Here is a 24,039-nt window from a genome sequence, read left to right as displayed (position 1 = left end):
CATGGGAAAAGATTGGCTTTCTTGTATCGGTCAGACGCCGCTCGTCCAGCTGTCAAAGCTGTTTGCGAATGATCGCGGCATTACCGTGTATGCCAAGCTGGAAATGCTTAACCCGAATGGCAGCGCGAAGGACCGCTCCGCCGCCCGCATTATTGCTGCGGCCTTGGAGCAGGGACGCATCGGGCCCGGCTCTGTTATCATCGAATCCAGCTCGGGCAATATGGCCATCAGCCTCGCCGCGATCTGCTCCTATCTTGGCATGCGGTTTATAAGCGTCGTAGACCCTAGAACGACGCAGCAAAACATCCGCATTATGCGCGCTTATGGCGCCGTCATTGAACTCGTTGAGGAGCCAGACCCGGATACAGGCGAGTTTCTGCCTGCCAGGCTGAACCGCGTTCAGCAGCTGCTTGCCGAGATTCCGGGCAGCTACTGGCCGAATCAATACAACAATGAACATAATTACCTGTCGCATTATGAAGGCACCATGCAGGAAATTGTGGCCTCACTGGGCCGTGTGGATTATGTCATTGGAGGTGTCAGCACCTGCGGCACGATGCTTGGCTGTGCGCGGTATGCCCGCGACCATAAGCTGGATACGAAAATCGTAGCTATTGACGCGGCGGGCAGCATTATTTTTGGCGGGGTCAGCGGAAGCAGGCTGTTTCCGGGCCTTGGGGCCGGCATCGTTCCACCATTCGGACAAAGCCGCTTTATGGATTATGCGATAAAGGTTAACGATGCCGATATGGTTGCAGGCTGCCGAATGCTGGTGAAGCAAGAGGCGCTTTTGGCCGGGCCATCGTCTGGCGCCGTTATTTTTGCCCTTCAGTCGATGATGCATGAGCTGCCAGATGGTTCTGCTTGCGCCGTTATTTTGCATGACCGCGGCGAACGTTACATGGACACCGTCTACAATGATGATTGGGTCCAGCAGCAATTCCTCCGTGGGGAAGGAGAACTCGCGTGATTTACCTTGGGGAAAAACATATCCGTGCCGTTGGACTCCATTGGCAGGAGCTGGCGGCGCGCATTGAAGATGCGGTGCATGTGATGGATAGCGGAGATTATGCCCAGCCGGTAAAGCCTTATTTGCGATTATACAGCCGCTGCAACGTCATTATTACTTGTACGGTAAGCGACAGGCGCTATATTAATCTGCCTTCACTCCCAGGCAGCCTGCTGCTGGACGTTTCGCTGCGCGACTATGCCTCCTCTGCCTTGAACGGCGTAACCGCCATCATCGTCGATGACTGGGATGAGGTATGCCGGGAAAATACCGACATTGAGCTGCTGCATAAGGAGCGGGGGCTGGCAAAAGAGGGTACCCGCTCTCTTGCCGATGTCGTATGCCGCAGCGCGCTTGCCGGCTTCGATCCGGCTGAGCCTGTTCTATTTTGCCCCATGGGAATGGCCGTCTTTGACATTGCAACAGCTGACTATTGGGTGCAAAAAGCTCGGGAGCTCGGGATTGGCCTGGAAATCGACGGCTAAGGCAGGGTATGTACCGCCAGCCTGTTACTCATGCGCCATCATAAAAATACAAATAACCGCCAACCCTCATGATGAGGATTGGCGGTTGCTGTGGTTACGTCAGGCTGCTCTGCTGTTTTATTTCGCTGCCGCCCATGCATCAAGCTGCTTCTGTTTTTCTGCAACGATTTTGTCGATGCCCGCTGCTTTCAGCTTGGAGATAAAGTCTGGCAGTGTTTTCTCCGGATCAAGCGTACCTGTTTCCAGACCGAGCCTGTATTGATTCAGAACATTCGTTACCGAAGCAAATTCCGTCTTCACTGACGCAGAATCGAAAGTAAAGCCTAATGCTTTGGATTTCGTTGCGTTTTTATTGAATTCATCTGTTTCTTTCCAAATATCTGGGTTGTCCCCTTCAAAGGAGTAGGACATGAACTGGTTACCGAACAACCAGCCTGTATTCGGGTTGTAGCCACTATTGTTGGCATCTACGCCATCTGCATATTTAATGATGTTTTCTTGATCAGTTTTTACATAATGCTTGCCTTCAATGCCCCAGTCCATCAAGTTAATAATATCTTTGTCGCTGTACATCAGGTTCAGAAACTTCATGGATGCTTCAGGATTCGTCGCGTTGCGCGGAATACCCCACATAATGTTAGTTACCGTCTCTGTTTTGGAAACCGGAGCCGTGATTTCACCTTTTACGATTGTCGTACCCACAATACGTGATTCCTGCATCTCGATGCCCGGCTTAAGGTTCGCCACATAAGCAGCTGTGCGTCCTGCTTTAATCAAATCCGCGATGCCCTCTTTGTTCGTTGCTGCATCCTTCAAAATATAACCCGCTTGATACCAGCCGCGAATACGTTTAAGCAGCTCCGCATATTCTGGCGTTTCAAAGTAGTTGACTACTTTTAAATCATCCTGCCCATTGTTAATCAGAACGCCATAGCCATCCCCTAATTTATCAAGCTTGAGCAGGTAGTCAGCAATCGATTGCCCAGCCGATCCCGGAGAGATAGCCGCCATGTTCGGCTCGTTCTCTTTCAGCGTTTTCATCATGCCTTCCAAAGCGTCAATCGAGTTGATTTTGGCAGCGTCGATGCCGTATTTATCAGCCAGATCCTTACGGATCAGCACGCCATAATTGACCGCCAAATCACGAATCGAAGGTACGGCATATATTTTTCCGCCAATGCTGCTTGCTTTAATAAAATCTTCTCCAACTGCTGATTTAATGCCTTGTCCATGCTGCTCCAGCAGATCATCAAGCGGAAGCAGCTGCCCCTTCGCCACTTGCGGTGCATAACCAAACGTTGCGCTGCTGCCCGTTACAATTAGATCTAGCTTCTCATTGCTCGTCAGCATGAGGTTCATTTGCTGATTCCATGCGCCAATTCCGATTGGGAGAAGCTTCACAGTTGCATTAATTTTCTCTTTAGTCAGCTTGTTCAGCTCGTCCTGTACCGCTTGCAGGTCAGTAGGCGTATTGCCAAACGTGACGTACGCAACAGTAAGCTCTGCCGCTGCATCTGTATTGCCGCCTGAGTTTGTAGCGCCTGCTGTGCCTGTGCCCGCTTCTCCGTTGCTGCCCGTGCTGCTGCCGCCACATGCGCTCAGCACCAAGCCAAGGATGAGGACCAAGCTAATCATCGTTGTTATCCTTCTCATTCGTAATTCCCCCGATGCTTTATAGTATCGAAATCCAGCTCGTCTGAAGCGAGTGAATCTATACTCATTGTAGAGAATCCCCATCCCTGCTACTGCCCCGCAAACGACTTTTTGGTAAGCGTTTTCCGACTATTTCAATGGCCCTGCTTCTTGAGCTCATAATTTTGCCTGAATTCCAGCGGATTGAGGCCTGCGTACTTCTTAAACATCCTTGAAAAATGCGAGAAGTTCGCATAGCCTACGTGAACCGCTATCGCGCTGACCGGCATATCCGTCTTCATCAGCAGCTCCTTCGCTACAAGCAGACGTTCATTGAGCAAATAATCGGAAATGGACAAGCCCGTTTTCTTTTTAAAAATACGCGTTAAGTAGTCCGGGTTTAGGAACACATGGTTCGCCAGCTCCTCACGCGTAATTTCCTTGTTCTGATTCAGCTTAATATAAGCAATGACCCGCTCGACTACCGTCTGCGTCTCTTCAACCGTCTTCGCATAATCCGCCGCTTTGGTCACAATATGATCGATCCAGCCATACATATCCGTCACCGAACGGCTCGCCCGGCCCGAAAGCTCAATAGACTCGTCATCGCCAAACAATTGATGGGCCCCAATGCCCTTCAACTGGAGCATATAATACATCATTTGCAGAAAATCCTGGTGGAATGTATGCAGCCGCTTCGCATCAAGCGTTCCCAGCCGAATGCACTCCTTAAGATGAGCATCTATTGCCGCGAGCAGCTTGTCCTTGGAGCCTTCCTTCAGCAGCACCGCCCACAGGCTTAAATCGGGCAGCTTCATCTCTGGCGTCAGGCTCGACCTGCCGCTAGTATGCAAGACGATATTGCTAAGCGCTACATTGTTCTGATCGAGGTCGGTTAGCCGCCTTGCCATCGCCGACAGCTGGTAGCTAGGCACGGGCTCGCCAATGTAACAGGAAAGATCACAATAGAAATAGGCATTGGAGGCCGAAATAAACAAGGAGCAGGCATCTCGCAAAGCGGCAAGCTCTGGCTCGTCATTGATCTCCATTGGCAGCAGCGCAACGAGCTTGTCTTTTTCCCATTGCACCAAATGCCCGCTAGCGCCATGGTTCAAAATCGTCTCCTCTGCCGCATTGCGCAGGGCGATTTCCATAATTTTCTCATCGCGCACCGACAGCTTCTTGCGCCAGCGCTGAACCGAGATCAGAATGGGCAAATGCCGCAAATGCTCCATATAGGGCAAATATCGCTCAGTAGCCGCTTCTTTAATGGAGGTTTCATAAGCTGGTATCGTCTGGTTCAGAATGTCCAGCCAAAACCGCTCCGTCATAATCGGCTGCTGCTTATACCAATATTGTCCGTATTCGCTGAACTGGGCGAGCTCGCTGTCCTTATTGATTTTGTCGGTCGCTTTGACAATAACCTTCTCCAGCTCCGCATAGGGGATCGGCTTGAGAATATAATCGAGGCTGCCGAGCTTCATCGCCTGCTTCGCGAATTCAAAGTCCGCGTGGCAGGTCAGAAAAACCGACTCCGTCTTCGGATATTTCTCACGCACCCACTCCAGCAGCTCCAATCCGCTGCCCTGCGGCATTTCAATATCGCACAGCATCAGATCGATGGACTGCTGGTCGAATATTTCCTTCGCTTGGCGGATATTATAGGCGGTATACACCTCGCTTACTTGAAGCTTGTCCCAATCGATGGCCGATTCAATCGCCTTGACCGCGTGCACTTCATCATCGACAATGAGTACCGAATACATGTAAACTCCCCCTTCGCTAGCTATGATCCGTTTCCGCATTCATCGGCAGGATGATTTCAACAATCGCCCCTCCACCGTGCGCATTGGCGAATGATATTTGCGCCCGGCCTTCATAGAGTAGCCGCAGCCGCTCGCAAATGTTCCAAATGCCAACCTGTCCGCCTTGTTCCCTTATTAATTTCCGACCCTCCTGAAGCTCCTTCAATACCTCTTCATTAAAGCCTTTGCCAGTGTCCTGCACGACAATTCGCATTTTCGGTACATCAGTTGTGTCCAGAAGCTCAATACGAATATGAATATGCACCGCTTCATCCAGCGTTACGGCGTATTTGACAGCATTTTCAACAAGGGACTGAATAATGAGCGGCGGCAGACTGGCGTTCATCATATAATCGGGCGCCTCGATGCTGCTTGTCAGGCTGTCCGGATAACGCAGCTCTTGAATGCGGACATAGTTGCTTACATGATCCAGCTCCTGCTTCAAGGAAACGAAGCTGAGGTTACTGCGGAACATATAGCGGAAATAGCCCACCAAGCACAGGGTCAGCTCTTGAATCAGCTCATAATTGCGCACCTGGGCGAGGCTGTACATCATATTCAGGGAATTCATGAAAAAATGGGGATTGATTTGCAGCTGCAAATGCTGCAATTCCACCTTTTGCTTGCTGAGCTGCTCCTCGTATACATCAATACGCAGCTGCTGAATATCCGCCATCATCGTATTGAACGTTTCGTTAACTAGCTGAAACTCCTCGGCGCTAGGAGCGGCCTTGATACGGACGTCCAGATTGCCTTCACGTATCCGCTTCATCGCCGCCAAAATCCGGTTCAGCGGGAGCAATATTTCCCGGCGCAGCATCAGCAGTCCGAGCGGTAAAATAATGAGCGAGCCTAGCGCGACAAAGGTAATCAGGCTTCGCAAATAAGGGAGATTTTCAAGTATTTTTTCATCCGGTATAACGGCTACTAGATTAAAATCCCCCCGAAGCGAAGGGGAGCCCACGACAAGAAAGCGGGTTTGATCCCCGGTCATATAATAATCAGCCAAGCTATGATTGAGCTCAATGCCATGATCCTGAAACAGAGTAGAGGACGTTAGCGGGATTCCATCGCTCGTCGTCAACAGCGACTGCCCCTTTTCACCCAGATCAATCAATCCCAGCCCACCAATTAATCGATTGGCATTAACCCAGGCACCAATATAGCTGCCGCCCGATTCCACGATATGATAAATATAATATTGATTATTCAGCTGCGTAATTTTCCAATCAGCGGTGTGCAGCAGGCTCCCGTTGTTCTCCTTGTCCATCATCACCTGGTTCAAAAAAACCCGCATTTTTTCCCGTTCTCCGAAGGGTCTGCTCACTTGCGGACTAAGCATTAATTCCTTCTCCTGATCCGAGTATACGAAAAAAGCATCCATGCTTTTATAAATCGCCAGCGCCTGCGACAGCTTGTTGGACAGGCTGATTTTCGCCATATAATATTCATCCGGCTGCCTTGTCGTGCCCATTACCAGCAAATCCGGATCTACAGCGGCGATGCTATTTACATATTGATCTACATCCTCAAGGCTTTGATCGATCTGATCCATATACAAGGTCATCATATTCCGGTTCGAGTTTGCCACCTGATTGCGCACCACATCAATCGAATAAAAGCTGTTATACAGCAGCAATATAATGAGCGGCAGCGTAAACAGCAGAACACTGGTGATTAATCTCGTTCGGATCGAGCTCCACGATAAAATTTTCAATCGACTGTTCATCCACAAAGCCCCCCCGTTCTCCGCGACTACTTAGATAATGGGCCAATTGCTACGCCATTATCATGAAACTTAGCACGCACTAGGAAGGTAGATCAATCATTATCGGGAAATTTGTCGAAAACCTTGTCGAAAATCGCTCCCAGCTGCCATACGCTTCCTGCTATTCCTCTATTTCATATTTGAACCAGTCGAAATACGCTGGCGCTGTATTATTTTTCCCATTTCCCGTTGCATAAAGTCCGGCATACACACCTGTAAAGCCGCCAGCTGCCTCTTTGGATAACATGGCACATTCTCCCGTTCCTAATACATGCGTCTGCCCATACGGTAGCGAGTAGCTGAACGTATAATGCGTTTCATTAGCTTCTATGCCGAGTCTAATAATAGAGTCGCTATAATCCGCCGAGTGCTCGATCTTCCATAGGCTTCCGATCCGGCGACGCAAAATCACCTGATTTTTCCCTTCCAGCCTTACGAGCGCAATTTCATAATGGAAGCGCTCATTCATGAGCACCGTCATCCCCGCTTCCTCTCCGCCCAGCTGCGGCTGAAAGGCCATTAACGTCGACCATTTCGCCTTAAAATGCTGCTGCCTCCGTCCAACGAATGCAGGCGACTCCGTATCATCGAGCGTGTGGGCGCTGCCCTGCAGCTTCAGCCAGCCCGGACGCTCCGAAAGCGACCAGCTTGCCTCGCTCGGATTGCGCAGAAAATTCCAATGCAGCGCCAGCTCCGGCTCATTGAAATCATCCAGCTCCTGCCAAGGCTCCTGCTCGCTGAGCGGCAAATTCGGCGCGTCCAGCTCCAATGCCGCTCGGCCGTTGTCACCAATAATTGGCCAGCCGTCCGCCGTCCATGTCACCGGTGCGCCAAACGTTTCACGGCCCAGATGATGCGCTGCTGGGTAGCCGATCGGGCGAATGCCAAGAAACACTGCCCACCATTCCTGCTCAGAAATTTGGATAAGCTCGGCATGTCCCGTCGCCTGTATCGGGTTATCGGTGCTGCGCTGCGTCAAAATTGGATTATGCGGGCAGCCTTCAAACGGGCCATACGGCTTCTTGCTCCTCGCCGCAGTCACCATATGCCCGTATTCGGTGCCGCCTTCAGCAATGATGAGGTAGTACCACTCGCCAATTCGGTAAAGATGCGGCCCTTCAGGAAAGGAACCGCCTGTTCCTTGCCATATCAGCTTCCGCTCGCTAAGCAGGCGGCCCGACTGCAAGTCCAGCTCTGCCTGATAAATGCCTGGAAGCTCACCGCCAAACATGACGCTCGTTCCGGTAATATAGACTTTCCCATCCGTATCGAAGAGCAGCGATGGATCGATTCCCGGCCATTCCTCCAGCCATACCGGCTCTGACCATGGCCCCTCCGGGTCGTCTGCCCAAACATAGAAATTTTTGAATGCGGTTACATTAGTCGTGATCATATAAAAACGCCCATCGTTATATCGTAGTGTCGGCGCAAAAATCCCTCTGGAGCTTGGACTGCCGTGCAAGGGTACTTGGCTTTCTCTCGTCAGGCAGTGCCCCATTTGTCGCCAGTTGACCAAATCCGTGCTATGAAAAATCGGGACGCCCGGAAAATATTCAAAGGAGCTCGTCACCAAGTAATAATCGTCCCCTACACGGCACACACTCGGATCAGGATAAAAACCGCTTAATATAGGATTTGAAAATAGCATATTTAGTTCCTCCTCTTGAAGGGCAGTGACCAAACTCATGGTTATTCACCAAACTGCTCATCTGTTTTCCTTCATTGTAGTCTGGCCATCCCTCGCGATGCCGCCGTTTGGACGACCTATCACTGCCATTTTCACGACTTTTTTTATCAGCTGCACAGTACAAAGGCCGCTATTCCACGCCAAAAAGCCTCCCCTCCCCGCATGCTAATGCGGTTCAGGAAGACTTGGGCCTTGATCTATACGGATCTATCATTCAATTCGTTCGATTGTTTGAAGGATACTTAACCTTCCAGCCATACCGTTTTGTCAGAAACGGACGTCCGCTTCGCTTCCAGCGGCTGCATATCAGGATATCCGAGATATATGAGGGCAACAAACTGCTCCTCCGCATCAAGGCCAAATGTATCCTTCATCAGCGGATGGTACATCGGCTCGCCTGACCGCCAGATGGCGCCCAGCCCATTCGCATGGGCAGCGAGCAGCAGGTTTTGCACAGCGGCTTGCGCCGCCGCCAGCTCTTCCGCATAGACAGCGCGCGGGTCCTCTGCCGGCGAGCATACAACGCCAATGACGACAGGGGCACGATAGGCTTTAGAGCGCTCCTTCGCCAAGCGGTCCTCCAAAGTGGCACCGATGCCGGTCTCAAGCGAAGCAAGCGCAACACGCGCATACCCTTCGCCCAGCTTGGCACGTCCCTCTCCTGTCATGACGATAAACTTCCATGGCTGCGTATTATGGTGACTAGGCGCCCAGCTGGCTGCCTCCAGCAGCTTTTCGATGAGGCGGCGATCAATCGGGTCCTGCTTGACTCTTCCGATTGTACGTCTTCCCCTTATAGCCTCTTCCACTTGCATGTCTATTCCCCCAATCCTCAAATTAAGCTTTCAACCAGGCCGCATACTCACCGTAGCCCTCTGCCTCAAGTTGATCCTTTGGAATAAAACGCAGAGCTGCGGAATTAATGCAGTAGCGCAAGCCGTTTGGTCCCGGGCCATCATTAAAAACATGCCCCAGATGCGAATCAGCCGCCTTGCTGCGGACTTCCGTGCGGATCATAAAATGGCTAATATCGCGGTGCTCCGTTACTTTCGATTCCTGAATCGGCTTCGTAAAGCTAGGCCAGCCGCAGCTTGAATCAAACTTGTCGCGCGAGCTGAAGAGCGGCTCTCCCGATACGATATCTACATAGATGCCTTCTTCCTTATGATCCCAATATTCGCCGGTGAATGCCCGCTCGGTGCCGCTGTTTTGCGTCACTTCGAACTGAATCGGCGTCAGTCGATCTTTCAGCTCTCCTAGACTCTTCTTAAATTGCCAATGGTTTGCGAGAAAATCCTCGCGTCCAGAGCCTTTGCGGTAAGATTTGTAGCGCTGCGGATTTGAACGGTAGAAGCCTTGGTGGTAATCCTCCGCCAAATAAAAAGGCTCCGCCGGTTCAATCGGCGTTACAATGGGCTTATCGAACCGGCCGCTTGCATCAAGCGCCTTCTTCGAGGCTTCCGCCTTCTCCCGTTGCTCCTCGCTATAATAAAAGATGCCGGGACGATACGAGTTGCCGCGATCCGCGAACTGGCCAGCCAGATCAGTCGGGTCGATTTGCTGCCAGAAAACATCTAGCAGCTTCTCATAGGGGAAAATCGCCGGATCAAATGTAATTTGCACCGCTTCAGTATGGCCTGTCGTCTCCGAGCAGACCTGTTCATAGGTCGGATTGGGCACATGGCCGCCTGTATAGCCCGATACTACCTCAATAATGCCGGGCATCTCCTCGAATGGAGAAACCATGCACCAGAAGCAGCCTCCGGCAAATATCGCCTTCTCATATGATGATGACTCATTCTGGTTTTCGTTCAATTCAACTGACATGTCTATACAGCCTCCTTTACAGGCTTGCTGCAGCCGCTGCTGCTATACAATCGCCTGACCCTTATTATACCTCAACTGCCAGCCTCCGCAAAAGGACAACAAGACCTGCGCCCTATTCTTTGTTACAATGTAGTGACACGCGCAACAAAATGGCTTTTTTCCCGTCCAATACTATAGCCGTATAAGTCAGGTTACGATTGCAGTTCGTTCAGCCTCGTTGCAGCACACAATAAGACTTTCAAAATGAGGTGAACGTTAAAATATGAGCAACTTGCAAGAAGCTGAGCTTTCCAGCCACCATGAGCCGCTGCGGCGGCGCAAACGTAGCAATCGCGCTTTTTTCGTATTCGTCATCATCTGGATCATTCTAATTTCCGGCGGCGTCATGGGCGCCAAATGGTATAGCGACAAGATCCAGCATGACGTCGCCACTGATCTGGAGCGCCAGACATCCGCGCAAATCGCGGCGATGCAGCAGGACTACACCCAGCGGATGGACAAGCTGGAAGCTTCCTATAAGGAAGAGCTGGCCCAGCTCGATGCGAAGGTGGATGCCTTGAATGAGCTGCTGACCTTTACGAAGGACAATGCCGATTCCAAGACCGACAACAGCAACAAGCTGTATACCCAGCTTAATGAAGTGAAGAAGAAGCTGAACGAACTGCAAAAAAATCTGGATGTGTTGAAATGAATGTATCCGTAAAAGCACTGAATAGGACCATGCTGCTCGCGTGTACCCCTTTTCTTGGCATGCTGCTTTGGCTGCTGCTGTCGGAGGTGGTCGTTGAGCTGTCTACCACAGCTTTTCCCGTTCACGAGGCTGAAGCGCAGCGGCAAGAGCCCGCAGCCTTCACCTCGAAGACAGCGGCGGGACTGGAGCAGGCTCGTACAACAGCCGAGGCGACAGGAGACTTGATAAAGAAGGAAATCACGCTGTATAACCGGACTAATGCGGAGATGAAGCAAATCGCCAGCACCGCAGCTGCCCAAGCCCGCATACCGCTTGATATTTATGACCAGCTCATTACGAGCAAGCTTGGAGCGCCGTCGGCTACCATTAATACGGACAAGCTTCGCGCCCAGCTCTTCCGTATCAAGACGCAAAACTTTCAAAGCTACGCGGTGAAAATCGAGCTGAAATCAGACGATGCGATGAAAATGGCGCTCGGCGGAGACAAATATGGCGGCGCGGAGACGACGCTCGCAGCAGTGAAGCGTCTCGGCGCGTATATCGGCATCAATGCCGGAGGCTTCGCAGACGCTCAGGGCGTTCGCTACCCGCTAAGCACGACGATGATTGACGGCGAATATGTGAATGGCTTTGAGCCGTCGTTTGCCGATTTATTTTTTGTCGGCTTGAATGAGGATAACGAGCTCGTAGGCGGAAAATTCACCAGCAAGGCGCAGCTCGACAGCCAGCATATGAAATTTGGCGCTTCATTCGTGCCTGTCCTGCTGCAAAATGGTGCCGCCATGCCGATTCCCGACAAGTGGAAAAATAGCCCGAAGCGCGCACCACGCACGGTTATCGCGAGCTATAAGGACAATCAGCTGCTCCTTCTCGTCGCCGATGGCTATAACGAGAATGGCAGCTCCGGCGCGACGCTTGCAGAACTGCAAATTTTACTTAAGCGCTACGGCGCCGTTAATGGCTTTAATCTCGATGGCGGTGGCTCCTCGTCGCTGATCTGGAACGGCAGCGTCATTAATAGTCCTTCCGATCGCCAGCTCCGCAAGCTGCCAACGAGCTTCCTATTTTTCAAGTAATGGCTTGCACGAATTTTTCTATTCTCTAAAAACGCAAAAAAAGCGTTCAACCCTGCTGCACGAGCGGGTTGAACGCTTTTCGTTGTTTATTCGCCGCCCATAAATACGTAGCGCCCGACGACAAGCACGGCGAGTATCCACATGAGCCAGTGAATTTGGTATTTTTCCTTGGCTTTGCCTGATAGGTTGGCTACAGAAGCCAATACAACATAAGACACAATACCGAACGAAATGCCGTTCGCAATATTGTACGTAAATGGCATCAAGGCGAGCGTCAAAAAGGACGGAATCGCATAAACCATATCCGTGAAATCAATTTCCTTAATCGACTGCATCATCAGCACGCCGACGATAATGAGAGCCGCATTCGTAGCTGCTGGAGGCACAAGTGCAACGAGCGGCGAGAGGAATACGGCGAGCAGGAAGCAAATACCCGTCGTAACTGAAGTAAGCCCCGTACGTCCGCCCTGTGCGATGCCTGAGGAGCTTTCCACATACGCTGTCACTGTGCTCGTACCGAGCATAGCCCCGCCGCTAACGCCGATGGCATCCACGAACATCGCTTTGCCGATGCGCTTCTTGCCTTCCACCGGATCTTTCATATAGCCAGCGCGGTTCGCCGTGCCGACAAGCGTTCCGAATGTATCGAACAGCTCTACAAAGGTAAACGTTAGAATGACGGTCACGAGACCGACTTCCAGCACGCCAGGGAAATCAAAGTGGAACAAATTCATTTTTGAAAAATCAGGCACCCATGTTTGTCCGCTCAGCTTCTCGCTGATGTTTACCTGGCCAATAGCAATTGCAATGACCGTCGTGAGCAAAATGCCCCACAAAATCGCCCCAGGAATGCGAAGCACCATCATAATTCCGATAATGAACAGTGCTATAACCGTAAGCGCTACTGTACCATTGTGCAGGCTGCCGAGGTGAATGACCGTTTCCGAGCCCGACACGTCGGTATATGCGCCCTTGCTAATGTCTGTGAAGCTGGATACGGCAATCGTCATAATGCCGCTGCCCTTAAGGCCGATAATCGCGATAAACAAGCCGATACCGACGGTAATCGCATGTTTTAGGCTGTCCGGCACGGCTGTAATCAGCATTTGCCGAATTTGAGTCACGGTCAAAATGATAAAGATAATACCCGAAATAAATACCGCTGTAAGTCCCATTGCGATGGAAATCGGCTTTCCAGTCGCCTGTGAAGAAATAACCGTAGCTGCGAAATACGCATTGAGCCCCATTCCGGGCGCGAGAGCTACGGGGAAATTAACGAACAGTCCCATCGCAATCGTGAAAATACCTGCTGACAGCGCCGTAGCCAAAAATACGGCTCCCCAGTCAAATCCGGCTGGTGTGAGCACAATCGGATTAACAGCCAGTATGTACGCCATGGTCATGAAGGTCGTCAGTCCTGCCATAATCTCCGTACGAATGTTCGTACCATGCTCTTTCAAGCGAAAAAATCGTTCCATCGCTAATCACTAGCCTCCCAAAGTCAAATTATACTGCCCACTGATGCATTATTTTTAGAAACTCATTTTAATCAATTGCTTCCTTGTTTGTCAATGATTTAAAACGAACATTTATAATAGCCACCCTTAAATCATTCGGTTTTCATTGCAATTCCTTCCCAAAAAGGCTGTGATCCCCTTCCATTCATCTTTGCTTTCCGTAAATGAAAGCGTTTGAGGAAAGGCGAATAACGGCAAAAAATGCCCCTTCGGATAGGATGTCCGAAAGGGCATTTTTTTATATATTTTTGCGGTTATCGGCCTCCGCCTTGAGGTCTTCCTCCTCCTCCACCGCCGCCACCGAAGCCGCCTCCGCTGCTGGCAGTCGTTACGCCGGATTCATTCAACCAAGTTACGCTGCTTGAAATTTCGAAATCGGTCACTTTCGTACCACCTGTATAGGCGCCATCCGTATACATGCCATCTGCATCGCTGCCGGTTGAGCTTCCACCTGTGTAGAGGGTGTAGGAACCGCCTTGCGCAAGCTCCGGTGAGCTAATCACTATAGATTGATAGTTTTTCGATGGCGCAAAGGTCATAATCGTATTGCCATCGCTATCCTGCAGATGGACTAACGCACCCGCCTGCTGAGCTTGGGAGAACGTCATCGCGATTGTAGATTGACTGGAATCGTCAGCTGTGGCCTGAAGCATGCCTGAGCTTCCTGCTGCCACCAGCGTTCCTCCACTAATGTCAAAGCTGCCATCATAGTCCAATGAACCATTGCCGTTGCCCGTTGGGCCATTCACTATAACCGTGCCGCCAGTCATCGTAATCGAGCCGTTCGAGTCTAGTCCATCGCCTGCTGCATCCACGGTCACATATCCACCGCTAATGGTGAGCAGGTTGCTGGAGGCTGCGCTGAACTGATCTGCTCGACCTCCTGCCGCCCCGCTCGTTTCATCACTGCCGCCTGCTACATTGATGCCGTCATCGGAAGCAACGACATGCGTCTCGCCGCCGGAGATCGTAATAATTGCTCCTTCTATGCCTTCGTAGCTCTTCGTGATGTTAATGCTGCCTCCGGCAATTGTCGTCAATGCGTCAGCATGAATGCCGTCATCACCTGAAGCCATTTCCAGCTCTCCGACTGTTACCGTCACATTGCTGTTGCTGTGCAGGGCATCATCTGCTGAATCAATGGCGAAGGTGCCGCCGTTAACCGTCAGATCGCCGCCTGCCTTAAGCCCCTTCGCACTCGTTGATTCGGTTGCCGTAGCTGCTGTCGCCGCTGCGTCGGTTGATGTGCCTGTTGCCGAAGTGGCATTCATTCCGCCTCTTTGCATGCCTCCTGGGCCCTCTTCCTGCTTCACTTCACCGTTCACACTGCCTCCACCTGTTACGAGATTAAAGGTTCCGCCATCTACAATCAGCGCTGTTTCAGCTTGGATGCCGTCATTGCCGGCTTCAATCGTAAATATGCCATCCGCAATCGCGACAAATCCACGGCCCTCATTGGTAGCATTGGTCGATTTAATGCCGTCTCCTTCAGCTTTAATCGTTACTGTGCCATCCGTGATCGCAACCATATCCTTACCGACAATGCCGTCATCCGCAGCCGTGATGTCGATGGTTCCAGATACGATTTTCAAATCGTCTTTGCTTGTAATTCCATCATTGTAGCTTGCGACTACCGTCAGCTTGCCCGTACCATTAATCGCCAGATCCGCTTTGCTGAAAATAGCCGCGCTTGGCTCATCCGTTGCAGCATCCGCGAATACGTAGGTTTCACCATCGGAGATCGTGTTTTCCGTACCTTCCTGCAGCGTAATGACTACATTACCCGCTTCCTTAATGTAGATTCCGGCGCTGTCATTATCATGAATGGCAGCTCCATTAAGCACGAGATGAACGTCTCCGTCATCCTGTACATCCACTACAACTTGCCCGTCGCTCAGCGTTCCGCTGAGAACGTAGGTGCCGGCTGCCGAAATCGTTACGGAGCCGCCCGAAGCTTTTGCTCCTGAGCCAGTAACGGCAGCGCTTGTTCCATTCAGCTTGATCGTCGTGGACGTCTCGGCGCTCCAAGCAACAGCCTTTTCCGCCTCGTCAAACGTCACTACATCCGATACGGCAACACTGGCTGGCAATGCAGCAGCAGTGGTATCGCTGCTTTGTGAACTAGCGGCTGCGGTGGTGGCTGACGTAGTAACCGCTGACGTTGTTGTTGTTGATGCTTGCGATGAGGTACTGCAAGCCGACAATACGACCGAGCAAATGAGCAAAACACCTAACATCTCGCGAAATTTATTCTTTTTCATATAAATCATCCTCTCCGTTTAGGTTGGTTTAAAATATAAGAATTCATAAGTTTCACCCTTATAATCCTCTTATATTTCACCGGGAAACGTAGCTTTGCCGTCAGAAGACGGCGACAGCCGTTTACGCTTAATAGTCATTCATAGTTGGGCTCATTGTTAATGAGATATCCATGTTGCCGTTTCTGCAGCGAATCGCATCCAGGAATTCCTTCTTGTTCGTCTGCTCATCAATGGTAACGGTGTAAACCAGCTCATATAAGCTGCCAAGTTCAGTCGTGCGGATCTTGCTTAGCGCATATCCCACCTTGAACTCAGCAAAAACTTCAGCAAATGCTTCTTCATACCCGAGATTTTCCGGGATCGTTACTTTCAGTACTTTTTGCAGCGTCTTTCTTACGCCAAATTTAACGCGGTTAAGGATAACCATGAGTACACAAAGGATAATCGTGAACAATACCGCGTAACCGAATGAACCGACTCCGCAAGCTAGACCCGCTGCCATAGTGAACAATACAAAGGTGATGTCTTTAGGGTCGCCTGGCGCGCTTCTAAACCGGATAATGGAGAAGGCTCCTGCAAGGCTGAACGCTCGAGCGATATTGCTGCCGATAAGCAAAATGATAATCGCCACTATGACGGGCAGCAGCACCATCGTCAGTGTAAAGCTTTGCGAATAGCCATTCGGGTTCGTTTTCATATAGGTGTAGCTGATCATTCCACCAAGAACAAGGGATAATAAAATCGTGATAACGGCTGTGCTAAAGGTCAAATCAGTTGTCGTGAGCGTTGTGGAAAAAAGAGAATCAAGCATAAAGGACACTCTCCATTTCTAGCTTGCTGTTTTTCAGCATTTTTTTATATTCATTGCCGTATTTCGAAAAGCTTGTGCGATACATCTGATGCTCCGACAGCATTCTCGCCAGCCACATCGGGATCGTCTTCTCTGCCTTCACTTCCATGAGCCATTGTCCAGGCTCCAGCAGCGGTTCGCCATAATTGCCGCTTTCGAGCCTCAGATCATACCGCCGACAATTAATGTTCGTATCAAAGGTAATGCGGAGGTCGCGATTCTCTTTGCTGAACAACGCTTTACGGTCATAACCCAGATACACTTTAGGCTGCAATTCATATTGCTGAAGAAAATAGGTGATTTCCTGCAGCACCTGCTTGTTCATGTACCCTTGCACCTCCGGCTGAAGTCCCGTACGGACAAACTCATAGGCTTCGTTCAGCTTCAGTCCCGTTCTTCTTTTGTTAACCAGACCGAACACCTTTTTCTTAATTTCCAGATAAACCTTCGCATCCTCCTTAGGAGTGCCGTAAGCTCGGAGGCGAAGCTTTTCCTTATACTTCGGCTTGGACAGGCAGTTGCGAATCAAGGCATCATGCTCGGTGTCATAATACAGGTTGGTAATGGAGTAAAATTCATGCTGCTTGTTGTAATCATCCAATTCCATGTATTCCAGCAGTTGAAGGTAGAAGTTGCGGTAGGCTGCACTGCCAAGCAAATATTTGTTTTCATATCGGTTAAAAACCTCAATAGCCATATCGTTCAAATCCTCTCTATTTGGTCTCGCATGTTATTGGCTTGGCGATCTCGTTAGTGGTTTGCGCCCTGTTCTCGCTTGCTATATTCGTATCTTAGTCCCCAAACCTTTAACGAAACTTAAATGAATTTACAATATTTTAAAAGAAGGGTGAAGATAATACTTCGCTCCATGAAAAGATCGGCTTCCGATCGCCATTACCCTTTGATTTCTATGAACAGGCTGCGTTATATGTAGAAATCAAAGGGTAAAAGCATATGCTCACGATGCTGCTTTCCTACGGAAAGCTTTAAGCGAACGCTACCGCTTCTCCAGCACAATCTTTTCATTCCGCTACGTCTTTTTCACCATGCTTTTAAGAAACCTTGTCAAACGAGGCCTATCCGCTGCAAACATTAAGGTTGACTAAAGGTAATCCTGATATAATGACCTTATTAAAAATATAGGAAGGGATATCATTTCGTTATTCTTTCTCTATATTTCTCGGAATGAAACGTGCCGCGCCACCAAGGACGGCTTTCGGCCGTTGCACCTTGATACACAACCTATATATAAAGGATGACTGGCCATGAGAATTTTAATTGTAGAAGATGAGCTTCATTTAGCTGAAGCTTTGAGCCAAATATTAAAGAAGCATAATTACGCCGTTGACGCTGTCCATGATGGCATTTCCGGGCTCGACTATGCACGAAGCGGCATCTATGATTTGCTGCTGCTTGATATTATGATGCCGGAGATGGACGGAATCAGCGTCCTAACCCAGCTTCGTAAAGAGGGCGTATCTACCCCGGTCATTCTGCTGACCGCAAAAGGGGAAATTACCGATATGGTGGCTGGGCTTGACCATGGAGCGGATGACTATATCGCCAAGCCTTTTTCATCGGAGGAACTGCTTGCCCGAATACGAGCTGCACTAAGGCGCAAAGGCGAGGTGCTGCCGGAGGATGCGTTAAAGTTCGGAGATATCGAATTAAACACAACAAATTTGAAGCTTTCCGTTAAAGATAAAGAAATAAAGCTCAATTTGAAGGAAAGTGCTCTACTCGAGCTGCTGATCGTCAGGAAGCAGGCGATTACCTCCAAGGAGCTGATTATTGAGAAGCTATGGGGCTTTGACTCAGAGGCGGAGCACAACAATGTGGAGGTATACATCTCTTTTTTGAGGAAAAAGTTTACGTTCCTGCATTCGACGGTACGCATTAACACGATTCGAAACGTAGGGTATGTATTAGAGGTGACTGCCTAATGTTCACAAAGCTCAGAAATCGGTTTCTTATCGTTAATTTGGTCATCATTTCGGTCGTCATGCTGATTGCCTTCGCTTCCATTTACGTCATTACGTATCGGAATGTACAGGCTGATATCAACGATGAGATTCACCGAGTAGCTGATTTTTATCAGAAGCCCTCTGGCGGTTTTGATTCTTCCCCCTCCGGCAGACACAAGGGCGATTCTCCTTCTGCACCTATAGATAACGGGTCTATGGATAGTGGAGCCATGGATAGCGGACCTATGGATAATGGGGATTCACGGCCGGAGCGTTCGGTTGCGTTTATGCTGAAAACAGATGTCAATTGGAATATTACTAGCACGACCTCTCCATTTGCAGTAGACAATGCATTTTGCATCGCTGCGGTGCAGGAGGCTTCTACGGTGAATAAAAACACCGGACAGTTCAATTTGGATGGGAGCCACTGGGCGTTTATCAAGCAGCAGACCAATGAAGGATATAACCTGGTCTTCCTTGACGTCACCGCCCAGCAAGAGATTTTGACCAATTTAATTTATACGTTCTCTTTTGTTGGACTCGCGATGCTGATCATCTTGTTTTTCACCAGCCGTTTCTTCGCTAACCAGTCGATCAGACCCGTGAAGGAAGCCTTCGATAAGCAGAAGCAATTTATCGCCGATGCTTCCCATGAAATGAAAACACCGCTTACGATCATTAACACCAATACGGATGTGCTGCTCTCTAATAGTGAGGATACGATTTACAATCAGGCGAAATGGCTGCACTATATCAAGTCAGAAACAGAAAGAATGACGAAGCTGACCAATGACCTGCTGTATTTAACGGAAATGGATGATTCCCGAGCAAACATGATCTATAGAAAGTTCAATATGAGTGAAGCGGTTGAAAATATTATTTTAACGATGGAAGCTGTCATATTCGAAAAAAATGTGTCTCTGGTTTATGAGATTGAGCCAGATTTGATGGTGCAGGGCAGCAGAGAGCAGATCAAGCAAGTCGTCATGATTTTGCTGGACAATGCTGTCAAATACACAAGCGCCAAGGGAACGGTTACGATGTCGCTCCAGAAGCAGCAAAACGATGTCGTGCTGGCGGTCACCAACACCGGTGAAGGAATTGCCGCTGAGCATTTGACCCGTATTTTTGACCGGTTTTACCGAACCGATTCCTCCAGGGCGCGCAAGCAAGGCGGATACGGACTTGGTTTGGCGATTGCCAAATCCATCATCGATCAGCATAAGGGGAAAATTTACGCGAAAAGTACAGTTGGCGAGTCAACAAGCTTTTATGTTCATCTGTCTCGCGGGGATTAGGCGGGGGCTAGCGGCTCCTGCGTGCGGCACCTCTAGAAACGCGTACAAAAAAGACTGATGACGGCTCATCAGTCTTTTTTCAAATATAAGCATTTATAAGTTTCACCCTTATAAACAGCTTATCTTTCATCGCGAAACGGTAGCTTTGCCGCCGGAGGACGGCGAAAGCCGTTTACGCTTGGCTATTTTGCAATCGTTAAGGTGTACTCGCCTATTTGGAAGCAGACTGGTCCGCTCCATCTGGTTGTGCGCTCTCGATTGAACTTTGGTTGCCTTGTAGTCGATTTAAGTTGTCCGCTGCTGCTGCGCCTGACGCCAATGTGCTGCTGAACATAATACTGATCATCAGCATACTTGCTGCTAATGTCTTTTTCATAATGGTAGCCTCTCATTTCTGTCCCATATGGATGTGAACAATACCTATTATAGACAAGCAACCTTAATTGGATATGAATTTTTGAGGAAATATTTATGGAGCTTCTCATACCTGTTTAATTGGAAAATAGAGGGAGGCGCTTTGTCCATCAATTATATTGTCATTTTATGGTTGAAGTGATACGCTTGCTTAAAGCAGCCAATTGAAATGGAGGAGCATAATGATGAAGATGAACAAAGGATTATTTTCGAGCCTGCTTGTTTTGGCGGTTACCTCAACCAACTTTGCGTTCACAAATGTAAGCGCAAACAATTCAGATTCCAAATCTGTACAGCCTTCCTACTCGCTAATTGTGAAGGGCTTTGACTGGGGGCCAAGCGTGCACAAAATCGTCCTGAACACCGGTAGCACGATTCAAGGAAACTCGCTGGCTACTGACAGCTTCAAGGTATTGGTGGAGCGCAATTATCCCATGTTCAACTTCGAAACCCAAAGCTCCTATGACGGCTTCGATAGCGGCAGCAGAAAAATAACTAACACCTACCTTTCCGACGAGGAAGGCAATAAGCTGAATCAGCAAACCGGCCGGTACATTACGATTGAGATGAGCGTTCATCCTGATCTTGCAACTGCAAGCACGTTTAACTATGATTTGCAAACCTTTACGAATCAATATGTGGATCTTCAATATACAATCATTCAGCAGAAAGTGCTCAAGGATAATGCGGGCAACGCCATTAATGATTTGACAACGACGAAGGAAACTCCGCATACGGTCTTGGAACAGACTGTCGACAAATTTGATACAACAGGAAAATTCCATTATAAAGACTCTAAACATGGCGACATTGCGCTTACCTATGCCTCTTATATGCCTGATTCCGACGAGAAGAAGCTCCCTCTAATCATCTGGCTCCACGGAGCTGGAGAAGGGGGAACCGACCCTCGTATAGCCCTATTGGGCAACCGGGTAACCGCATTAGCTGAAGACTCTGTACAGAAGTTTTTTGGCGAGGCAGCTGTTCTTGTGCCCCAAACACCTACCTTCTGGATGAATAACGGAACCGGGCAATATACGCAGGATGGCAGCAGCATGTATACAAGCGCCTTGACGGCCTTAATCAAACAATATGTCAAAGACAATAAGGCGAATATTGATCCGAAGCGAATTTATATTGGCGGCTGTTCGAATGGCGGATTTATGACCCTTAATATGCTTCTTGCGAACCCTAATTATTTTGCAGCTGCTTATCCATCGGCAGAGGCCTATTTGGACTCTTGGTTAACGAACAGGGATATCGCCAAGCTTAAAAATGTTCCGATCTGGTTTACGGCCGCCGGAGCGGATCAAACCGTAGATACTTCAAAGAACACAACGCCTACCTATAAGAGGCTCATTGCTGCTGGTGCACCAGATGTCCATTATTCTTATTTTGACACCGTGCTCGACAAGAGCGGCCAGTACGTCAAAGGCAATGGAAACAACAATCCATATGAATACAATGGCCATTGGTCCTGGATTTATGTACTGAACAATGAAGTGTTGAGCGACTATAATGGCAAGCCTGTGAAGGTGGGCGGTAAAGCCGTCACCCTTATGGAATGGCTGGCGAAGCAAACAAAATAATGAAAGTTAAATCATAGGCAGCCCTTTTCTTAAGGTGCGAATGCGTTGTAGACTTTACGTAGCTGCGTATTCGCACCTGAGAAAATCTGCATACCCCTGTTTTACTCCTCGACGATTAACTTACTGTTCAATAATGCGAGTACAACATCCATTAGTGAATTGTGTTTCTTCTGAACACCTTTCATAACTTCCTTCCATAATCCTGACTTTGAAGAAGTACCTTTGCCAAAAAGACTCGAAGCAGCTGAATTCCACTCAGTTAAGGGCTGAATATTGCCATCATCTAAAATGAGCCGCGCAGCATTAATGGCGACCACACCATACTTGTTCATCCCTATCATCCTTTCAGCTATAATCAAATCATTCCCAAAATTGTATTCCACTTAAGCTGCGAACTAGCTATAATGCCTATATACAGGCTAACATATTCCAATACATTTGAGGCATCGTATTTGGCTTGAAGCAGCTTGGCAATTCGCGAGTGATTCAGAAATATGACTATGTACTTAAAGGATGGTTGGTTGTGAAAAAATATACGTTTATCATCGTTCTATTCCTACTTGTAATAGCCGCGGTAACGGTACCTAGCAAGCAGCAATATGCCGAGTGGCTTAAAGGGCACATCAAAGAGGAAAGCAACAGTTTAATTATCAATTTGGGCGTGGACCTGCTGGGCACAACGATTATTGAGAAAGTAACCACTTGTCAAAGCTACGTAGTTTTAAGTGTATGCACAACCGAAATTAGTGAATCTGAAAAAATCAAGGCAGCGGGTTTATTCAATAATTTTATCCCACTGCAATTTCCTAAGTAAACTCATCATATTGCAAATATTAATAAGCTTCCTTCAGGCTGCGGTATATTGCACACAGAAGAGAGTTATTTAAGCTTCGTGCAAAGTCTCCGCGGACACAGCAGACGCTATTTCAACGAAATCACAGGCTATGGCAGGGAATGCGGACTCAGGTGACGCTATTGCACTGCCAAACATGCTTTTGACGGGAAAATGAGAGCCATAACGGCTTCCCTGTCCGCTTAAGGTCTCAAATCGTCTCACATGTTAGAATAGCGGAAACTCAGTCCTTCAAAAAAGGAGTTAACGTGTCCCGAGCTGCTCGCTCCCTGCAACACTCGCATGCAGCGGTTTTTAAGCCTCTTTTTCGCTTCCAGATGAGATTGGCCTGGGATAAGTGCTAAGTAAAAAGTAACCGCACAATTCTGATTGGCATATACACTCTAGTTGAACTTGTAAGAAACACCCGTTAAGCTTTCTGAAATATTCCATAACCGATTTGAAAGATCAGCATCGTATAATTTATTAATAATCTCGGCACTCTTAGGATAACCTTTCCTGCCGCCTCTGCCATCCGGGCCTATATACTCCCCGCCCTTGATTGTAGGTGCTGTAGCAGCATACAAGGTAGGCAAAGCCCCCATATGTGCTGGCTGACTAAATAAACCCGTAAGCATACGCATGAATGTGTTGGCCTGTTTTCCTGAACCGAAGGAAAATAAATTGGTATTGGATATTCCCGGATGACAGACTACGCTTGCCACATCTAAATGATTGGAACGCAGCTTGTTTTGAAGCTCTCTGGCAAACATGAGATTGGCCAGTTTGCTTTGTCCATAAAACTTTATAGCGCTGTATCCCTTGGAACCGTCTAAATTGTCAAAATCGATAGCGGCATTATGAGCAGCTATACTGCTTACGGTAACAACTCTTGAATTTGGAGTCGAAATTAACTTTGGCAAGAGCAGGCCTGTCAGTGCAAAATGGCCCAAATGGTTTCCGCCAAACTGTGATTCAAAGCCATCCTTGGTCAAGCGAAGAGGCGGAATCATAATGCCTGCATTATTGATAAGAATAGACAGCGACTCATATTGATTCATAAAATCTGCAGCGAACGTCCTAACGCTATTCAAATCACCAAGGTCGAGCTGCATCGGTGTCACATGTGCACCCGGATAGAGCGACTTTATTTTGCCGACTGCCTCGCTTCCCTTCTCCATGTTCCGAACAGCTAATATAACCTTCGCCTTTCTTTCAGCTAGTGCTGCTGCTGTTTCAAAACCTAACCCGCTATTCGCGCCTGTAATAATGACTACTTGCTCTGACACATCTGTGATGTTGTCTTTGGTCCAAACTACGCTCATTTGTATGCA

Annotated in this window: 21 protein-coding genes; 8 read left to right on the top strand and 13 right to left on the bottom strand. The window is 48.9% G+C overall.

Translation table 11 applies throughout. The annotated features are described in order from the left end of the window. Position 1: 1 nt before the first annotated feature. Together sbnA and MHB80_RS04455 are read left to right on the top strand one after the other, a co-directional pair. Positions 2-970: a 2,3-diaminopropionate biosynthesis protein SbnA gene (gene sbnA, locus MHB80_RS04460; RefSeq protein WP_341281044.1), complete on the top strand. Its 969-nt coding sequence runs from the start codon at positions 2-4 to the stop codon at positions 968-970. Continuing rightward, positions 967-1,494: a hypothetical protein gene (locus MHB80_RS04455; protein WP_341281043.1), complete on the top strand. Its 528-nt coding sequence runs from the start codon at positions 967-969 to the stop codon at positions 1,492-1,494. Before sbnA ends, MHB80_RS04455 begins: the two co-directional genes overlap by 4 nt. A 117-nt stretch (positions 1,495-1,611) precedes the next feature. Here MHB80_RS04455 and MHB80_RS04450 read toward each other — a convergent pair whose 3' ends face one another. The 6 genes from MHB80_RS04450 to msrB form a co-directional block, all read right to left on the bottom strand. Next, positions 1,612-3,129, bottom strand: coding sequence for an ABC transporter substrate-binding protein (locus MHB80_RS04450; protein ID WP_341281042.1), 1,518 nt, complete (start codon positions 3,127-3,129; stop codon positions 1,612-1,614). 152 nt (positions 3,130-3,281) lie between these two features. Continuing rightward, entirely contained in the window at positions 3,282-4,892 is a 1,611-nt protein-coding gene (locus tag MHB80_RS04445; RefSeq protein ID WP_341281041.1) for a response regulator, read from the bottom strand. 16 nt (positions 4,893-4,908) lie between these two features. Next, entirely contained in the window at positions 4,909-6,660 is a 1,752-nt protein-coding gene (locus tag MHB80_RS04440; RefSeq protein ID WP_341281040.1) for a histidine kinase, read from the bottom strand. A gap of 160 nt (positions 6,661-6,820) precedes the next feature. Next, positions 6,821-8,347: a glycoside hydrolase family 43 protein gene (locus MHB80_RS04435; RefSeq protein WP_341281039.1), complete on the bottom strand. Its 1,527-nt coding sequence runs from the start codon at positions 8,345-8,347 to the stop codon at positions 6,821-6,823. 281 nt (positions 8,348-8,628) lie between these two features. Continuing rightward, positions 8,629-9,201 (bottom strand): nitroreductase, encoded by a 573-nt coding sequence (locus tag MHB80_RS04430; protein WP_341281038.1) that lies wholly within the window; start codon positions 9,199-9,201, stop codon positions 8,629-8,631. Between the two features lie 22 nt (positions 9,202-9,223). Continuing rightward, positions 9,224-10,213 carry a peptide-methionine (R)-S-oxide reductase MsrB gene (gene msrB / locus MHB80_RS04425; RefSeq protein ID WP_341281037.1) on the bottom strand — a complete coding sequence of 330 codons (990 nt, stop codon included), beginning with the start codon at positions 10,211-10,213 and terminating at the stop codon, positions 9,224-9,226. 262 nt (positions 10,214-10,475) lie between these two features. On the opposite strand from msrB, the gene MHB80_RS04420 reads away from it, so the two are divergent. Continuing rightward, positions 10,476-10,904 (top strand): hypothetical protein, encoded by a 429-nt coding sequence (locus MHB80_RS04420; protein WP_341281036.1) that lies wholly within the window; start codon positions 10,476-10,478, stop codon positions 10,902-10,904. Beyond that, entirely contained in the window at positions 10,901-11,980 is a 1,080-nt protein-coding gene (locus MHB80_RS04415) for a phosphodiester glycosidase family protein (protein WP_341281035.1), read from the top strand. The genes MHB80_RS04420 and MHB80_RS04415 overlap by 4 nt, the downstream gene beginning before the upstream one ends. 86 nt (positions 11,981-12,066) lie before the next feature. Here the strand turns inward: MHB80_RS04415 and MHB80_RS04410 are convergent, their stop codons facing one another. The 4 genes from MHB80_RS04410 to MHB80_RS04395 form a co-directional block, all read right to left on the bottom strand. Beyond that, positions 12,067-13,458: an NCS2 family permease gene (locus MHB80_RS04410; protein WP_341281034.1), complete on the bottom strand. Its 1,392-nt coding sequence runs from the start codon at positions 13,456-13,458 to the stop codon at positions 12,067-12,069. A 293-nt stretch (positions 13,459-13,751) separates the two neighbouring features. After that, positions 13,752-15,758 carry a carbohydrate-binding domain-containing protein gene (locus tag MHB80_RS04405; RefSeq protein WP_341281033.1) on the bottom strand — a complete coding sequence of 669 codons (2,007 nt, stop codon included), beginning with the start codon at positions 15,756-15,758 and terminating at the stop codon, positions 13,752-13,754. Between the two features lie 127 nt (positions 15,759-15,885). Continuing rightward, the gene (locus MHB80_RS04400; protein ID WP_341281032.1) at positions 15,886-16,569 is read right to left on the bottom strand and encodes a DUF4956 domain-containing protein; all 684 of its coding nucleotides are present in this window, start codon (positions 16,567-16,569) and stop codon (positions 15,886-15,888) included. Next, the gene (locus MHB80_RS04395; protein WP_341281031.1) at positions 16,562-17,305 is read right to left on the bottom strand and encodes a polyphosphate polymerase domain-containing protein; all 744 of its coding nucleotides are present in this window, start codon (positions 17,303-17,305) and stop codon (positions 16,562-16,564) included. Before MHB80_RS04395 ends, MHB80_RS04400 begins: the two co-directional genes overlap by 8 nt. Positions 17,306-17,873: 568 nt before the next feature. Between MHB80_RS04395 and MHB80_RS04390 the strand changes: the two genes are divergently transcribed. After that, complete coding sequence (locus tag MHB80_RS04390; RefSeq protein WP_341281030.1) at positions 17,874-18,551, top strand: response regulator transcription factor; 678 nt, start codon at positions 17,874-17,876, stop codon at positions 18,549-18,551. Continuing rightward, positions 18,551-19,870: a HAMP domain-containing sensor histidine kinase gene (locus MHB80_RS04385; protein ID WP_341281029.1), complete on the top strand. Its 1,320-nt coding sequence runs from the start codon at positions 18,551-18,553 to the stop codon at positions 19,868-19,870. The genes MHB80_RS04390 and MHB80_RS04385 overlap by 1 nt, the downstream gene beginning before the upstream one ends. Positions 19,871-20,081: 211 nt before the next feature. Here the strand turns inward: MHB80_RS04385 and MHB80_RS04380 are convergent, their stop codons facing one another. After that, positions 20,082-20,246 carry a hypothetical protein gene (locus MHB80_RS04380; protein WP_341281028.1) on the bottom strand — a complete coding sequence of 55 codons (165 nt, stop codon included), beginning with the start codon at positions 20,244-20,246 and terminating at the stop codon, positions 20,082-20,084. 220 nt (positions 20,247-20,466) lie between these two features. Between MHB80_RS04380 and MHB80_RS04375 the strand changes: the two genes are divergently transcribed. Beyond that, a complete protein-coding gene (locus MHB80_RS04375; RefSeq protein WP_341281027.1) occupies positions 20,467-21,873 on the top strand; it encodes a prolyl oligopeptidase family serine peptidase in 1,407 nt (468 codons plus the stop codon). A 101-nt stretch (positions 21,874-21,974) separates the two neighbouring features. Here the strand turns inward: MHB80_RS04375 and MHB80_RS04370 are convergent, their stop codons facing one another. Beyond that, the gene (locus MHB80_RS04370; protein WP_341281026.1) at positions 21,975-22,205 is read right to left on the bottom strand and encodes a hypothetical protein; all 231 of its coding nucleotides are present in this window, start codon (positions 22,203-22,205) and stop codon (positions 21,975-21,977) included. Between the two features lie 191 nt (positions 22,206-22,396). Between MHB80_RS04370 and MHB80_RS04365 the strand changes: the two genes are divergently transcribed. After that, complete coding sequence (locus tag MHB80_RS04365) at positions 22,397-22,687, top strand: hypothetical protein (protein ID WP_341281025.1); 291 nt, start codon at positions 22,397-22,399, stop codon at positions 22,685-22,687. A gap of 422 nt (positions 22,688-23,109) precedes the next feature. Here MHB80_RS04365 and MHB80_RS04360 read toward each other — a convergent pair whose 3' ends face one another. Beyond that, on the bottom strand, positions 23,110-24,030 hold the full coding sequence (locus MHB80_RS04360; RefSeq protein WP_341281024.1) for an oxidoreductase: 921 nt from the start codon (positions 24,028-24,030) through the stop codon (positions 23,110-23,112). Positions 24,031-24,039 lie beyond the last annotated feature (9 nt).

Source organism: Paenibacillus sp. FSL H8-0537 (assembly GCF_038051995.1).
GTDB lineage: Bacteria > Bacillota > Bacilli > Paenibacillales > Paenibacillaceae > Pristimantibacillus.
This window is presented reverse-complemented; position numbering and strand designations above follow the sequence as displayed.